The sequence below is a fragment of the Caballeronia sp. INDeC2 genome (assembly GCF_023631325.1).
GTDB lineage: Bacteria > Pseudomonadota > Gammaproteobacteria > Burkholderiales > Burkholderiaceae > Caballeronia.
Genome location: NZ_JALQDG010000031.1, coordinates 202,498 through 217,440, shown reverse-complemented (window position 1 = coordinate 217,440; position 14,943 = coordinate 202,498). Strand labels below are relative to the sequence as shown.

Sequence of the window (14,943 nt, the reverse complement as noted above, 5' to 3'; positions counted from 1 at the left end):
AGCGGAATCACGAAGACCAAACGTCAGGATCAAACGCAATGAAAGCCCTTGCCAAACTCGAACGCGCGCCCGGCCTTACTTTGACGCGCGTGAAGCGGCCCGAAGTCGGCCACAACGACGTGCTCATCCGCATCCGCAAGACAGCGATCTGCGGCACCGACATCCACATCTGGAAATGGGACGATTGGGCACAGAAGACGATTCCTGTGCCGATGCATGTCGGTCACGAGTACGTCGGGGAAATCGTGGAGATGGGTCAGGAAGTGCGCGGGTTCGCCATCGGCGATCGCGTGTCCGGCGAAGGCCATATCACCTGCGGCTTCTGTCGGAACTGTCGCGCGGGCCGTCGTCATCTGTGCCGCAACACGGTCGGCGTCGGCGTGAACCGCGAAGGCGCGTTTGCGGAACTTCTCGTCATTCCGGCGTTCAACGCATTCAAGATTCCGCCCGATATCTCCGACGACCTCGCCGCGATCTTCGATCCGTTCGGCAATGCGACGCACACGGCCCTTTCGTTCAACCTCGTCGGCGAGGACGTGCTGATCACCGGCGCAGGTCCGATTGGCGTGATGGCCGTTGCGATCGCGCGGCATGTCGGCGCACGCAACGTCGTCATTACCGACGTCAACGACTATCGCCTCGAACTCGCCCGCAAGATGGGCGCGACGCGCGCGGTCAATGTGGCGAATGAAAACTTGCGCGACGTGATGAGCGAACTCGGTATGACCGAGGGCTTCGATGTAGGTCTGGAAATGTCCGGCGTACCGAGCGCATTCACGGCGATGCTCGAATCGATGAATCACGGCGGCAAGGTCGCGCTGCTCGGTATTCCACCGGCGCAGACCGCGATCGACTGGAATCAGGTGATCTTCAAGGGCCTCGAGATCAAAGGTATCTACGGACGCGAGATGTTCGAGACCTGGTACAAGATGGTCGCGATGCTGCAAAGCGGCCTCGATCTATCGCCTATCCTTACGCATACCTTTCCCGTCGACGACTATCCGCGCGCGTTCGACACGATGCTCTCCGGAAACAGCGGCAAGGTCGTACTCGACTGGACCGCGGCCTGAGAACGCCGCGTCATTGAACGGAAACCGCCGGCGCCTTCGAAAACTCGGCCTGAACGGCGACGTGCACATCGTCGCCGACAGCCGGATACCACGTCGTCAATCCGAACTGCGCGCGGCTGAAATGTCCATCGGCGGAAAAGCCCAACGTTTCCTGCTTCGTTAGCGGATTGACTGCATGGCCGTTGAAGGTCACGTTCAGTGTGACCGGCTTCGTCGTGCCGCAGATCGTCAGATCGCCCGTCAATACGCCTTTGTCGTCGCCCGTGCGCTGAAAGCCCGTGCTGACGAAGACGATGCTCGGATAACGCTCGACATCGAACATGTCGGGTCCTTTCAACATGCGATCGAGCAACGGCACATTGGTGTTGACGCTCGACGCGTCGATGGTCGCCCGCACCGAGCTTCCGGACATTCCGTCCGCATTCCAGTCGAGGTTCGCCGTGGTCTTGTCGAATCGGATCACGAAACGCGAGTAGTGAAAATGATCGACGTCGAAGCTCACGTTCCAGTGATGCGGATCGAGTTGATAACGCCCCGGCGGCACACTCGATTCGCTCGGCGACACATGATGCGTGACGACCTGCAGCGGCGTGCACGCCGTCAACGCGACCGCCGCCAAAAAAGGAACGAGACGCTTACAAACGTTCATCGCGCTTTCCTCGAATACGAAAAAGATTTCGACAAGTTTCGCCGAGATCGTAAAAGCGTGCGCAAGCCGTCACGCGCTTTTCGTCAGCACACACGAAAATGCCGCGATCAGGTAGAGTTCGCCTCGACCTCCATCTCAGAAAAAAGGCGCCATCGCGGACGCGCGACGGCGGAGAACCCATGCGCACATGGCTGTCCCGTTTCCGAACCTTCCGCGCGCACGTGTTGATGGCCACCGCCTTCGCCGCGTCGGCATGGACGCCTGCCGCTCACGCGAGTTGGTGCGGCGACGGTTTCTGGCTCGATGCGATGGTCGCCTCTCATCACTTTCACCCGGACAAGGATTTCGAGCAGTTCAATCCCGGCATCGGCGCGGAATGCTGGGTCGCGCCGCAATGGGCGGTGACGGGCGGCTACTTTCGCAACTCGTTGTCGAAGCCGTCGTTCTATGGCGGCGGCGTCTGGGGCCCGGACTTTCTTCATTGGAATTACATCAGGCTCGCCGTGATGGCGGGCCTCATCTCCGGCTACGACTACGGCAGTTATGGCCTCGGGCATAACCATACGGTCGGACCGGTGGCCGCGCCGCTCATCATGCTCGAATACAAGCGCGTCGGCGCGAACATCATCCTGATTCCGCCGATTCCTTCGAGCGATCTACCATTCACGCTCGGCTTCATGCTCAGGGTGAGATTCTAGGGAATCCGAACTAAATCTGCATTGAGACATTCGCCGCATTTCACAACGAACGCGCCGCATGTTGCAGGCATTCCAGCAACACCGTCGCGGCGGGCGTCAAAGGACTATCACGCCGCGTCACGACTCTCACCGACACCACAGGCAACGGATCTTCGATCGGAAAGACGGCGAGTCCGTCGCTGACCCACGGATGTTCGAGCAACGCGGCGGGCATCGCGGCGAGCGCATCGGATCCGCGCAACAAGCCGTGCGCGATGATGAAACTCGGACACTCGATCACGCGCCCCGGCACCGTCAGACCGCGCTCGGCATACGAATCGAGCAGCGCCTGCGTCGAGCTTTCCGGCGACGGATTCAGAAGCCACTCCGCATCCGACAGTTCCGCCAGCGACGTGCAGTGCCGCAACGGATGATCCGCACGTCCGACGATCGCCGAGCGGCTCTCATACAGTTCGATGTGATCGAACTCCGGCGCGAGATGCTCCGGCACGACCACCGCGACGACGAAGTCGAGCGAGCCGTCGCGCAAACGCGGCATCGCGACGCCCGGAAAGCCCTCGATGAAACTCACGCGCGCGCTGGGCATCTGTCGGCGGAACGCGCGATACGCCTGCGGCAATATCGATAGCGCTGCCGTCGGCGTGACGGCCGCGCTCACGCTTCCCGAACCCGCGCTTTTCATCTGCGTGATGTCGTCTTCGGCGCGGCGCATCTCGCTCACGATCAGATGCGCCCGCACGCGCAACTGCTGGCCGAACGCGGTCAACTGCACGCCGCGCGCGGTGCGTAGAACGAGCGGCACGCCGAGATCCTGCTCCAGTTCCTTGATCGCCTTCGTCAGCGCCGCCTGCGACAGATGAAGGCTGCGCGCGGCCGCGCGGATGCTGCCTTGCTCGGCGGTCGTCAGAAACGCGCGCAACTGGTGGATCTTCATGCTCATGAGAGACATCCTAGGGTTAGCACCGACAACCAATCGTATTCACGCAATAAATTTACCGTCTTTTGGTTTGCTTAACGGCTTTATATGCTTGGGTCACGTTGATTCCGCACCGAGCAAGGAGTGTCACATGCTGTCCGTCGAGCCCGTCATCCCCGGCATTGCCGCCATCGCATCGCAATTCGTCGATGTGCGCCGGCGCATTCACGCGCATCCCGAGCTTGCGTACGAAGAAACGCAAACGAGCGATCTCGTCGCCGGGCTGCTCGCGCAATGGGGCTACGAAGTGCATCGCGGGCTGGGCAAGACGGGCGTCGTCGGCGTGTTGACAGAGGGCGCGGGCGGCAAGCGCATCGGCCTGCGGGCGGACATGGATGCCTTGCCGATCGAAGAAGCGACCGGCCTGCCGTACGCCAGCAAGCACTCGCGCACGATGCACGCATGCGGCCACGACGGCCACACCGCGATGCTCCTGTGCGCCGCGCGCCATCTCGCCGAGAGCCGCCAGTTCTCGGGCACGCTGATCGTCATCTTTCAACCCGCCGAGGAAGGCGAGGCCGGCGCGCGCGCGATGATCGAAGACGGCCTCTTCGAAAAGTTTCCGTGCGATGCCGTGTTCGGCCTGCACAACATGCCCGGCCTGCCCGCGGGCGACATGTTCTTCACGCCGGGGCCGGGCATGGCCTCGTCGGACCGCGTGAACATCACCGTGCGCGGTGTCGGCGGTCATGGCGCGATGCCGCACGTCGCATGCGATCCGATGCCCGCCGTCGCGTCGATCATGCTGAGCCTGAATAGCATCGTCGCGCGCGAAGTGGATGCGCAAAAGCCTGCCGTCGTCACCGTCGGCAGCGTGCAGGCGGGCGAAGCGTGCAACGTGATTCCCGAGACCGCGCTCATGAAACTCTCGGTGCGCGCGCTCGACGCGGCCGTGCGCAAGCAGCTTCAGGAACGCATCACGGCGCTCGTGAACGCGCAGGCGCTCGCATTCGGCTGCACGGCCGAGATCGATTACGAACTCGGCTATCCGGTGCTCGTGAATCACGAAGGGCCGACCGCCTTCGCCACCGATGTCGCGACGAAAATGCTCGGCGCGCAACGCGTCGACCCGGCCGCGCGTCCGCTGATGGGCAGCGAGGACTTCGCGTTCATGCTCGAAGCCTGTCCGGGCACGTATGCGTGGATCGGCAACGGCGTCGGCTCGAAGGGCGGCTGCATGGTCCACAACCCGGCCTACGATTTCAACGACGACATCCTCGCTATCGGCGCGAGCTACTGGGTGCGCCTGGCCGAAGCCTGGCTCGCCGACTGATCCTTTCGGAGCACATCATGAACGCACCCACCCTCGCCAGCGCGCCGGCGACCGTATCGACGTCCACGAGCCGCGCAGCGCGCACGCGGCTCGTCATGGCGGCGGCAGTCGGCAACGCGCTCGAGTTCTATGACTTCACGGTCTATGCGTTCTTCGCGCTCGTCATCGGCAAGCTGTTCTTTCCGGTGCACGATCCGGTCGGCCAGTTGCTGCTCGCGGTGGCGAGCTTCGGCGTCGGGTTCTTCACGCGGCCCGTGGGCGGCCTTTTGATCGGCATGTACGCCGACCGCGCCGGCCGCAAGAAAGCGATGCTGCTCACGCTCGGCCTGATGGCGCTCGGCACCGCGATGATCGCGGCCGCGCCGACGTTCGCGCAGATCGGCATCGCGGCGCCGGTCATCCTCGTGATCGCGCGCCTGATACAAGGCTTCTCGGCGGGCGGCGAAGTGGGTGCATCGACCACGCTGCTGCTCGAACAGGCGCCGTCGAATCGGCGCGGCTTCTACGCATCGTGGCAGTTCGCGAGTCAGGGACTTTCGGCGCTCGCGGGCGCGCTGACGGGCGTCGCGCTGACGGCATCGCTCACGACTTCGCAGCTCGAAAGCTGGGGCTGGCGCGTGCCGTTCATCATCGGCACCGCGATCGTGCCGGTCGGCTGGTGGCTGCGCCGCACGATGGAAGAAGCGCCGCGCGAAAGCATCGAAGCCGCGCCGAAAGCGCCGAAGCTGCCGCTCGTCACCGTGCTTCGCGAGCATGGCCGCGCGGTGCTCAACGGTCTCGGTCTCACGATCGGCGGCACGTCGGCGCACTTCATCATCGTGTTCTATCTGTCGATCTACGGCGTGAAGACGCTCGGCCTGCCGGGCTGGACGTCGATGCTCTCCGGCTGCGTGTCGGGCGCGATTCTTTTCATCGTTGCGCCGATCGGCGGCTATCTGTCGGATCGCATTGGCCGAAACAAGCTCGCGCAGACGACGCGCATCCTGCTCATGCTCGCGATCTGGCCGGCCTTCGCGCTCCTGAACATGTCGCCGACGACCGGCACGCTGCTCGCCGTCGTCACCGCGCTTTCGATCGTGCATTCGCTCAACGTCGGCCCGACCGGCGCGATGCTCGGCGAACTGTTCCCGCGTTCCGTGCGGGCGACGGGCGCCGCCATCGTCTACAGCCTGGGCGTCGCGATCTTCGGTGGCTTCGCGCAGTTTTTCGTGACGTCGCTGATCGTCATCACGAAGAACGTGATGGCGCCCGCGTGGTACGTGATCGGCTGCGGCGTGTTCTCCGTGATCGCCGTGGCGTGCATGCGCGATAGATCAAAGGAAATGCTCGACTGATGGTCAAATCTTGCGACTGACGCGCGACGGATGCGAAGCGAGGTGTATAACTCGACGTATCCGGGTTTCGAAAAGGCCGCCCACGCGGCCTTTTTCAACTGGATCCCACACTATGAAGAACGCGCGATAAAAGGGGACTTCCATGCGCAAGCTACGCTCGCAAAGCTGGTTCGGCGGCAACGATAAAGACGCCTTCATTCACCGCTCGTGGATGAAAAACCAGGGCATTCCTCACGATCAGTTCGATGGCCGGCCGGTCATCGGCATCTGCAATACGTGGTCGGAACTCACGCCCTGCAACGCGCATTTCCGCGAGCTTGCCGAATACGTGAAGCGCGGCGTGCGCGAGGCGGGCGGCCTGCCGCTCGAATTCCCGGTGATGTCGCTCGGCGAATCGAATTTGCGGCCCACGGCGATGCTGTTCCGCAATCTCGCGTCGATGGATGTCGAAGAGTCGATCCGCGGCAATCCTATCGATGGCGTCATTCTTCTCGTCGGCTGCGACAAGACGACGCCCGCCTTGCTGATGGGCGCGGCGTCGTGCAATCTGCCCGCGCTCGCCGTATCGGGTGGACCGATGCTGAACGGGCGCTTTCGCGGCGGCACGATCGGTTCGGGCACGGGCGTATGGCAGATGTCGGAGGAAGTGCGCGCGGGCAAGATGACGCAGGAAGAGTTCGTCGAAGCGGAATCGTGCATGAACCGCTCGCGCGGCCATTGCATGACGATGGGCACCGCTTCCACGATGGCGTCGATGGTCGAGTCGCTCGGCATGGGTCTGCCGCACAATGCCGCGATTCCCGCCGTCGATGCGCGCCGTCAGGTGCTCGCGCACGTGGCGGGACGGCGCATCGTCGACATGGTCAGGGAGGATCTCACGATGGACAAGATCCTCACGCGCAAGGCCTTCGAGAATGCGATCCGCACGAACGCGGCCATCGGCGGATCGACGAATGCGGTCGTGCATCTGATCGCGCTGGCGAAACGCATCGGCGTGGAACTGAAGCTCGATGACTGGGAACTCGGGTCCGACGTGCCGTGCCTCGTGAACCTGCAACCATCGGGCGAGTACCTGATGGAAGACTTCTATTACGCGGGCGGCTTGCCCGCGGTGCTGCGTCAGCTCGGCGAGCAAGGCTTGCTGCATCGCGATGCGCTCACCGTGAACGGCCGCACGATCTGGGACAACGTGAGCGACGCGCCGAACTACGACGAGAAGGTCATCACGCGCTTCGAAAAGCCGTTCAAGCCGCACGCTGGCATCGCGGTGCTGAAGGGCAATCTCGCGCCGAACGGCGCGGTCATCAAGCCATCGGCGGCGACGCAATCGCTGTTGAAGCATCGCGGGCGCGCGGTCGTATTCGAGAACGTCGAAGACTTGCACGCGAAAGTCGACGACGATTCGCTCGATATCGACGAGCACTGCATCATGGTGCTCAAGGGCGCGGGACCGAAGGGTTATCCGGGTTTCGCGGAAGTCGGCAACATGCCGCTGCCGAAAAAGGTGCTGCAAAAAGGCATCACCGACATGGTCCGCATCTCCGATGGCCGCATGAGCGGCACCGCATACGGCGCGGTCGTGCTGCACGTGTCGCCGGAAGCGGCGGCGGGCGGGCCGCTCGCGCTCGTGCAAACGGGCGACATGATCGAGCTCGATGTCGAGGCGCGCCGTCTGCATCTCGAAGTTTCCGACGAAGCGCTCGCGAAGCGCCGCGCCGCATGGCAAGCGCCCGAGCTCCCAAAGCGCGGCTATTACCGCTTGTACGTGGAGCATGTCTTGCAGGCGGATCAGGGCGCGGACCTCGATTTCCTCGTCGGTTCGAGCGGCGCGCCCGTGCCGCGCGATTCGCATTGAGCGGGAGGCGTCGATGTCGGAACGTCAAACGCCGCCATCTGGCATGTGGCCGGTGCTCTATGCCTACTTCGACGCGCTCAACCGGCTCGACAGCGACGCCACGCGCAGGCAGATCGACGCGACCATCGAGGCGGGCGCGCCCGCCATCGTCACGCTCGGTCTCGCGACCGAAGTGAATCGCCTGTCCGATGCAGAAAAGCGCACGATGATCGACGATTGCGCCGCGCACATCGCGGGCCGCGTGCCGCTCGCGGTGACGATCACCGGCGACAGCATCGAGCGCCAAGTGGCACTCGCCGACTATGCGCTCGAACGCGGGGCATCGTGGCTCATCCTTCAGCCGCCGTCGATGCGCGGCGAGCCCGAAGCCTTTTACTACGAGTTCTTCGCGTCGGTGCTCGAACGAACCGGCGCGAACGCGGGCATTCAGAACGCGCCGGAATATCTCGGCGTCGGTCTGTCCGCGGAGTCGATTGCCGCGCTCGCGGCCGAGCGGCCCAACTTTCGCTTGCTGAAGGGCGAAGGACCGGCCGTGACGATCCGTGCGACCATCGAACGCTTGCGCGCGCTCGAACAGACGCTCGCGGTGTTCAATGGACGCGGCGGTCAGGAACTTGTCGACAATTTGCGCGCGGGCTGCGATGGGCTGATCGTCGCGCCGGATGCGTTCGATCGTCAGGTCGCGATTCATCAGGCATTCGCCGAAGGGCGCGAGGACGACGCCGAATCGCTGTATGCAAACACGCTGCCGGAAATCGTCTTCGTGATGCAGTCCCTGGAAACGCTCACCTGTTACGGCAAGCGCGTCGCGGCATGGCGCATGGGCTTCGACGTTGTGCACGATCGCGGCGCGCGGCCGACGCCGTTCGGCATCGAGTGCGCGCGGCGTTTCGCGCAACGCCTCGGGCCGATGTCGCGCGTCGTGCGTCGATGATTCATCGAACCGGGCGGCGCGTGAAGCGCTGTTCGTTCACGGACGTGCCCCATTGCGTGCCTTCGGCTTCATCGGTCAAGGTGAAGCCGAACGATTCGTACAGGTGCCGCGCGGCGTCGAGACTCTTGAAGGTCCAGAGATACGTCTCGTCGTAGTGCGCGTCGACGAAGTCCATTGCGCGCGCCATCAATTGCCTGCCCATGCCGCTGCCGCGCAATGCATCGTCGATGATGAACCAGCGCAGATGCGCAACGCGCGTCGCCGCATCGCCGTCGATCGCAAGCGAGCCGAGCATGCGCTCGCCTTCCATGACGAGCCACAGCGCCTTGCCGGGCGTGGGCAGGCCTTCGGCGAACGCGGCCAGTTCGGTGGCGACCTTGCGCTCGAAGTACACGCCGAAGCCCGCATGATGCGCATAGAAGCGCGCGTGCAGGCTCGCCACATCGCCGATGCAACCCGGCCGATATCCCTCGACGATGCGCGCGTTTTGCGTTTGCGCGGCGTGCGGCGTCTTGCGGTCGTGACCGTGCGCGAGGGCATCGGCGTAGAGCGCGAGCGAGCGCACGAGCGTCTGCTGATCTTCGGGCACCATGCGGCGCAGCGCATCGGAAACCTGATCGGTCGCGAACTTGTCGATCTTTCTGCGCAGCTTCTGACCTGCCGTCGTGAGATAAAGCTCGGACGAGCGCGCATCATCGCTCGATGTCTGGCGCGTAATCAGTCCCGCCGCTTCGAGCCGCGCAATCTGCCGGCTCGCGTTGGACTTGTCCAGCCGCAAAATCTGCGCGATGTCGCGCGCCTGAATGCCGGGCGTCGCGCCGATCTCGATGATCGCGTGCACCGCCGACGGCGCGAGGCCGCTGTCCGCGAGCGTGTTGCGCATGAAGCCCAGTTCGCGCACGAGCTTGCGTGAGAACTCACGCAGTTCGAGGATGGTTTTGTCGCGGGATTGAACGGGTGTGTCGATGAAATCCATGACGGCTCCACCGGTTGCGAAGCGCAACCACATCCGTTCAATTTAGTTGCGTAGTGCAACTTTCGCAAGAAAAATCGTGCTCCCGAAAGCTCTCACCTCAAGCCGCGATGGGGCGCAAATATTTCGCCAAGGCCTTTAAGAATGCTTGGTTAGGCAGACGAACGAACATTGAAACGTCCCGCCAAGAAACCGGTGCGGACGAAAAAAACCCGGCGGAGAGGCCGGGTGAAGGAGATCGGGCGAGTTCCGAGTCACGCCCGACCGCGTGGCACTTTGCGCGACGCCGCCGCGCGCGGACAGGCTTGCGCGGCGCTTGGCCGGGAGCCGTCGGGATGAAGTTCCGCATGAAGCTGCACGAGCCAGTCGCCCGGACAGGTTCCATCGATCACGATCCGGTCCGCAGCCCATTCGATGCGATGCTTCATTCGCGCGGCATCGAATGCGAGTTTCGCGATGCGCCGCACGACGAGCACGATGCCCGCCGCGCTCACGAGCGTCGCGAGGCGCACCGTGATGCTTTCGAGCGCATGCGCATGGCCCGTGCAGCCGCAGACCGTGAGCCACGCTGCATCCGACGCGGCGACGCACCATGCGATCAGCACCGCATTCGCACGCAGGGAAACGAGAGTGGACGATCGCATCGGCATCTCCGGACCGCACGGCCGCGAATCGGCTCGCTCGACGGTATAGTGCGTGGACGATGCTTATGCAATGCTTAAGCAGCACGCGCGTAACGCCGATAAGGTGGCACACGTGTGCGGCAGCGCGCATAGCTTAAGGGGCGCTTAAGCATGCGGGCTGGAGAATCGCTGGCGACGTGTTCGAGCCCGGAGAAAGCGCATGCGCCTGTTATTGGTGGAGGACGACGAGATGATCGCGGAGACCGTGCTCGCCGCGTTGCGCCGCGCGAGTTACACGGTGGACTGGGCACAGGACGGCCGGGCCGCGGAGCTTTCGCTCGGCAACGGCGTATACGACCTCGTGCTGCTGGACCTGAATCTGCCCAGGCGCGACGGTCTCGACGTGCTCGCCGCTTATCGCAAGAACGGCGGCGATGCGCCCGTGATGATCCTGACCGCGCGCGATGCCGTCGATGACCGCATCCGCGGACTCGATGCCGGCGCGGATGACTACCTGATGAAGCCCTTCGATCTCGACGAGCTCGCCGCCCGCGTGCGTGCGCTCCTGCGACGCCGCACGGGCCACAAGCATCCCGTGTATTCGCACGGCTTGCTGACCCTCGATCCCGCCGCGCACGAAGCAGGCAAAGGCGGCGTCGCGCTCAATCTCGTGCCGCGCGAGTTCGCGCTGCTGCAGGCGCTGATCGAGGAGCCATCGCGCGTGTTTCGCCGCTCGGAACTCGAAGAAAAACTGTACGGCTGGGGCGAGGAAGTCGGCAGCAACGCGATCGAAGTACATGTGCACAGCTTGCGGCGCAAGATCGGCGCGGAGGAAATCGTCACAGTGCGCGGCGTCGGTTATCGCCTGAAGAGGATCGGATGACATCGATCCGCCGATGGCTCCTCGGATGGCTCATATGCGGTCTCGGCGTCGCGTGTCTGATCGCGGGCGTCGGTATATTCAACGCCGCGCGGCTGGAGGCGGGCGAGCTGTTCGATTACGAGCTGCGCACCGTCGCGCTCTCGCTGCCGCACAACATCAACGCCGACGACGTCGCGCACGGACGCGATCCCGAGCTGCACGGCATTGCGGATGACAGGCTCGTCATCGATATATGGGACCGCTCGGGGCGGCTCATCTATCACTCGCCTCACGAGCCCGCGTTGCCGCGCTTCGGCGTGGGCTTCGAATCGGCTGAACGCGAAGGGTTTCGCTGGCGCGCGTTCGGCGTCGCGCAGCCGGACCGCTTCGTGCAGGTGGCCCAGCCCTATTACATTCGCGACGATCTCGCCATCTCGCTCGCGCTGCGCACGATCTGGCCGCTCGCCTTGCTGATACCGGTGATCGTCGTGATCGTGCTCTTCGTCGTCGCGCGCGGGCTCTCGCCGGTGCGCTGGCTGTCGCATTCGCTCGCCGCGCGCTCGCCGGAGTCGCTCGAACCGATTGCATTCCACAAGCCGATGCCCGACGAACTGCATCCCCTCGTCAGCGCATTGAACGACTTGCTCGCGCGTCTGGGCGATGCATCGCAGGCGCAGCGCACGTTCGTCGCGGATGCGGCGCACGAGTTGCGCACGCCGCTCACGGCGCTCAAGCTGCAAATCCAGGGCGCGACAGGCGACGGTTCGCTACAGGTCGATGCCGCGACGCTCGCGAAAATCGATGGCCGCCTGAATCGCCTGATCCACCTCGCGCAGCAACTGCTCAGCATGGCGCGCGAAGACGCCGCGCGCGAGGCGGCCATCGCGCCCATGAGCCTGCGCGCGCTGTGTGAAATTCGCGTGAGCGATTTTTCGTTGCTGGCCGAAGCGCGCTCGATCGACCTCGGCCTCGAACTCGAACATGCGCAAGACGAACATGACGCGTTCATCGTCATGGGCGACATGCACGCGCTCGCCGCGCTCGTGAACAACCTGCTCGACAACGCGATCCGTCATACGCCGCACGGCGGCCGTGTCGACGTGACGTTGCGGCGCGAAGAGGAAGGCATCGCGCTGACCGTGCTCGATTCCGGCCCGGGCATTCCGGACAGCGAGATCGATCGCGTATGCGACCGCTTCTATCGCTGCGTGGGCGCGTCGGGGCATGGCAGCGGGCTCGGCCTCGCGATCGCGCTGCGCGTCGCGCAACGGCATCACGCGACGCTCGAAGTCGCGAATCGCGCCGATGCGAGCGGACTCGTCGTCACGGTGCGCGGCTTGCGGGCGGTTGCATCGACCGCGCACGCGAAGGATATCGTCAGCGCAATGCATGCGTGAATGAAAGCGCAAGAAGCGGGGCGTCATCGGTTGCAGATGCGACGATGCTTGTCGTTTCATCTCTTCATGCCGGGCCTATCATGAAGAAGCTCGTCCTTCTATGCGTATCTCTCGCGATGACCGGCGTCGTGTTTGCCGACAATGCCACCACGCCCGCCGCGGCCTCCGAACCGAAGACGCTGAAAGAGCGCCTGGGCGACAAGGCAAGCGACGAGCAACGCGTCGACAATTGCCACGTGCCCGCCGAACGGCGCGGCACGAAGGTTCGCCCCGACCGATGCGCGCCCTGACTCGCGTACGAATGTGTTACCTTCGAGGATGAACCAGTTGGTACAAACTCAAGGAGCCCGCCTTGTCTTCCACTCAAGATTCATCCGTCCTGCGCCTCGGCATTCTCGGCGGCGCGAACATCGCCAGGCAATTCGCGCGTGACGTGAAGCCAAGCGAAAGCGTGCGCGTCGTCGCCGTCGCGAGCCGCAGCGACGAGAACGCGAAAGCATTCGCGCAAGCGAACGGCATCGACACATGGTTCGGCACCTATGACGCGCTGCTCGCGAGTCCGGATATCGACGCCGTCTATATTCCATTGCCCAACAGCCTGCATGCCGAATGGGCGATCAAGGCCGCGGATCACGGCAAGCACATCCTGTGCGAAAAGCCGCTTGCGCTCGATCGCGACGAAGCCGCGCGCATGTTCGAGGCCGCCGATCGCAACGGCGTGATGCTGCTCGAATCGTTCCCGTATTACTTTCAGCCGCAGACCGCCGCGATGATGACGTTGATCGGCGAGGGCGCGATCGGCGAGGTGCGCGCCATTCAGGCGAGCTTCGGCTTCACGGTGGGCAATCCCGGCGCGAACATCCGCATGAAGCCCGAGCTCGGCGGCGGCGCGCTGCTCGACGCGGGCAGCTATCCGCTGAGCCTCGTTCGTCTCGTGATGGGAAGCGCGCCGCAGCGCGTCGACGCCGTCGCGACATGGGCGGACAGCAAGGTCGACATCAGTCTCATGGCGACGCTCGTCTATGCCGATGGCCGCCGCGCGCAGGTCTCGTGCGCGATGGATGCGGCGAATCATCGGTACGCGACGATCATCGGCTCGCAAGGCACCATCGACACCGAGTATCTCAATCACACGAGCTCGGAAACGGCCGGCGACCGATACGGCTATCTGCCGAGCCAGATGCGCGTGCGGCGCGGCATTCCGAATTCGGTGCCGTTCGAACCGATTGCGTCCGATGTGGGCAGCGGCTTCTTCTTCGCGGCGGAAAGCTTTGCGCGCATGATCGCGACGCGCGACGCCGCCGCCATCGAATACTACGCGCAGGTGAGCCTCGACAATGCCGCGACGCTCGCGGCGATCATCGAAAGCGCGCGCAGCGAGAAGCCTGTCACGCTGTGAGTCGCCGACGCGATGCACACGCCGGCGCGCGTGCATCGCGGTCAACGCTTGACGATCACGACTTCCATGTACTCGCTCGGCACCACGAGCGACGACGTTCCCGCCACATTGCAACGTTCGAGCAGTGCGGTGATATCGCGTTCGAGATCCGCCTGCTTAGCGGAGTCGAGCGCGGCGAACGCGCGATGCACCGGTCCGTAAAAATCGCGGAACACCTGAATCCAGTGCGCGCTCGATTCATAGCGCATGTTGAAGTGCTTGCGCACACAACGGATATCGGCGGCTTCTGCGCCGAACAGCGCGACGAGATGCGGCTCCGTGCCCCAGAGCGCGGGTGATTGCAGTCCCGCGGGCGGCGGCACGTAAGCGCCGATGATCTTGAACAATTGGCCGATGAAACCTTCGGGCGTCCAGTTCGCCATGCCGATGCGCCCGCCGCTCTTCGCCACACGCAGCATCTCGCTCGCGGGACGCTTGTGATCGGGCGTGAACATCGCGCCGAACGTCGATAGCACGACATCGAAGCTGCCGTCGTCGAAGGGCAGGTCTTCCGCATCGGCTACTTTGAAGTCGACGGCGAGCCCATCGGCATTCGCGCGCGCACGGCCCTTTTCGAGCAACGCGGGCACGTAGTCGGTCGATGTCACGTGGGCGAAGCGTCGCGCGGCGGCGAGCGTCGCATTGCCGTTGCCGGCGGCGATATCGAGCACGTGTTCGCCGGCGCGCACGTCGATCGCTTCGGCAAGCATCTCGCCCACGATCTGCAACGTCGTGCCGATCACCGCAAAGTCTCCGCTTGCCCAGGTGGCCTGCTGCCGGGACTTGATCGCGGCGAAGTCGGGTTGCGGCGTGATCGGCTCGTCGCGAACCGCGGATGTATTCAACGCATGCATGGTTGCT

Annotated in this window: 15 protein-coding genes; 10 read left to right on the top strand and 5 right to left on the bottom strand. The window is 64.1% G+C overall.

Going from position 1 to position 14,943, the window contains the following annotated elements; translation table 11 throughout:
• Nucleotides 1–38 precede the first annotated feature (38 nt).
• Complete coding sequence (gene tdh / locus NCS28_RS21310) at nucleotides 39–1,070, top strand: L-threonine 3-dehydrogenase (RefSeq protein ID WP_250515746.1); 1,032 nt, start codon at nucleotides 39–41, stop codon at nucleotides 1,068–1,070.
• A 10-nt stretch (nucleotides 1,071–1,080) separates the two neighbouring features.
• Here tdh and NCS28_RS21305 read toward each other — a convergent pair whose 3' ends face one another.
• A complete protein-coding gene (locus NCS28_RS21305; RefSeq protein ID WP_250515745.1) occupies nucleotides 1,081–1,719 on the bottom strand; it encodes a YceI family protein in 639 nt (212 codons plus the stop codon).
• A gap of 179 nt (nucleotides 1,720–1,898) precedes the next feature.
• On the opposite strand from NCS28_RS21305, the gene NCS28_RS21300 reads away from it, so the two are divergent.
• Nucleotides 1,899–2,417 (top strand): hypothetical protein, encoded by a 519-nt coding sequence (locus NCS28_RS21300; RefSeq protein ID WP_250515744.1) that lies wholly within the window; start codon nucleotides 1,899–1,901, stop codon nucleotides 2,415–2,417.
• Between the two features lie 40 nt (nucleotides 2,418–2,457).
• Here the strand turns inward: NCS28_RS21300 and NCS28_RS21295 are convergent, their stop codons facing one another.
• On the bottom strand, nucleotides 2,458–3,351 hold the full coding sequence (locus NCS28_RS21295; RefSeq protein ID WP_250515806.1) for a LysR substrate-binding domain-containing protein: 894 nt from the start codon (nucleotides 3,349–3,351) through the stop codon (nucleotides 2,458–2,460).
• Nucleotides 3,352–3,484: 133 nt separating this feature from the next.
• Between NCS28_RS21295 and NCS28_RS21290 the strand changes: the two genes are divergently transcribed.
• From NCS28_RS21290 to NCS28_RS21275, 4 genes are all read left to right on the top strand, one after another.
• Nucleotides 3,485–4,666, top strand: coding sequence for a M20 aminoacylase family protein (locus NCS28_RS21290; protein WP_250515743.1), 1,182 nt, complete (start codon nucleotides 3,485–3,487; stop codon nucleotides 4,664–4,666).
• 17 nt (nucleotides 4,667–4,683) lie between these two features.
• Complete coding sequence (locus NCS28_RS21285) at nucleotides 4,684–6,000, top strand: MFS transporter (protein ID WP_250515742.1); 1,317 nt, start codon at nucleotides 4,684–4,686, stop codon at nucleotides 5,998–6,000.
• A gap of 142 nt (nucleotides 6,001–6,142) precedes the next feature.
• A complete protein-coding gene (locus NCS28_RS21280) occupies nucleotides 6,143–7,855 on the top strand; it encodes an IlvD/Edd family dehydratase (protein ID WP_250515741.1) in 1,713 nt (570 codons plus the stop codon).
• A 13-nt stretch (nucleotides 7,856–7,868) separates the two neighbouring features.
• Nucleotides 7,869–8,789 carry a dihydrodipicolinate synthase family protein gene (locus NCS28_RS21275; RefSeq protein ID WP_250515740.1) on the top strand — a complete coding sequence of 307 codons (921 nt, stop codon included), beginning with the start codon at nucleotides 7,869–7,871 and terminating at the stop codon, nucleotides 8,787–8,789.
• A gap of 1 nt (nucleotide 8,790) precedes the next feature.
• Here the strand turns inward: NCS28_RS21275 and NCS28_RS21270 are convergent, their stop codons facing one another.
• Nucleotides 8,791–9,765: a bifunctional helix-turn-helix transcriptional regulator/GNAT family N-acetyltransferase gene (locus NCS28_RS21270; protein WP_250515739.1), complete on the bottom strand. Its 975-nt coding sequence runs from the start codon at nucleotides 9,763–9,765 to the stop codon at nucleotides 8,791–8,793.
• Between the two features lie 251 nt (nucleotides 9,766–10,016).
• Nucleotides 10,017–10,406, bottom strand: a complete 390-nt coding sequence (locus tag NCS28_RS21265) for a hypothetical protein (RefSeq protein ID WP_250515738.1) — start codon at nucleotides 10,404–10,406, stop codon at nucleotides 10,017–10,019.
• Nucleotides 10,407–10,605: 199 nt separating this feature from the next.
• Here NCS28_RS21265 and NCS28_RS21260 point away from each other — a divergent pair, with 199 nt between their 5' ends.
• The 4 genes from NCS28_RS21260 to NCS28_RS21245 all read left to right on the top strand — a co-directional run bounded on the left by NCS28_RS21260 (nucleotide 10,606) and on the right by NCS28_RS21245 (nucleotide 14,043).
• Nucleotides 10,606–11,268: a response regulator gene (locus NCS28_RS21260; RefSeq protein ID WP_250515737.1), complete on the top strand. Its 663-nt coding sequence runs from the start codon at nucleotides 10,606–10,608 to the stop codon at nucleotides 11,266–11,268.
• Nucleotides 11,265–12,644, top strand: a complete 1,380-nt coding sequence (locus tag NCS28_RS21255) for an ATP-binding protein (RefSeq protein ID WP_250515736.1) — start codon at nucleotides 11,265–11,267, stop codon at nucleotides 12,642–12,644. Before NCS28_RS21260 ends, NCS28_RS21255 begins: the two co-directional genes overlap by 4 nt.
• Nucleotides 12,645–12,724: 80 nt before the next feature.
• Nucleotides 12,725–12,934: a hypothetical protein gene (locus tag NCS28_RS21250; RefSeq protein WP_250515735.1), complete on the top strand. Its 210-nt coding sequence runs from the start codon at nucleotides 12,725–12,727 to the stop codon at nucleotides 12,932–12,934.
• A gap of 62 nt (nucleotides 12,935–12,996) precedes the next feature.
• Nucleotides 12,997–14,043, top strand: coding sequence for a Gfo/Idh/MocA family protein (locus tag NCS28_RS21245; protein ID WP_250515734.1), 1,047 nt, complete (start codon nucleotides 12,997–12,999; stop codon nucleotides 14,041–14,043).
• Between the two features lie 41 nt (nucleotides 14,044–14,084).
• Here the strand turns inward: NCS28_RS21245 and NCS28_RS21240 are convergent, their stop codons facing one another.
• Nucleotides 14,085–14,936 (bottom strand): class I SAM-dependent methyltransferase, encoded by an 852-nt coding sequence (locus NCS28_RS21240; protein ID WP_250515733.1) that lies wholly within the window; start codon nucleotides 14,934–14,936, stop codon nucleotides 14,085–14,087.
• Nucleotides 14,937–14,943 lie beyond the last annotated feature (7 nt).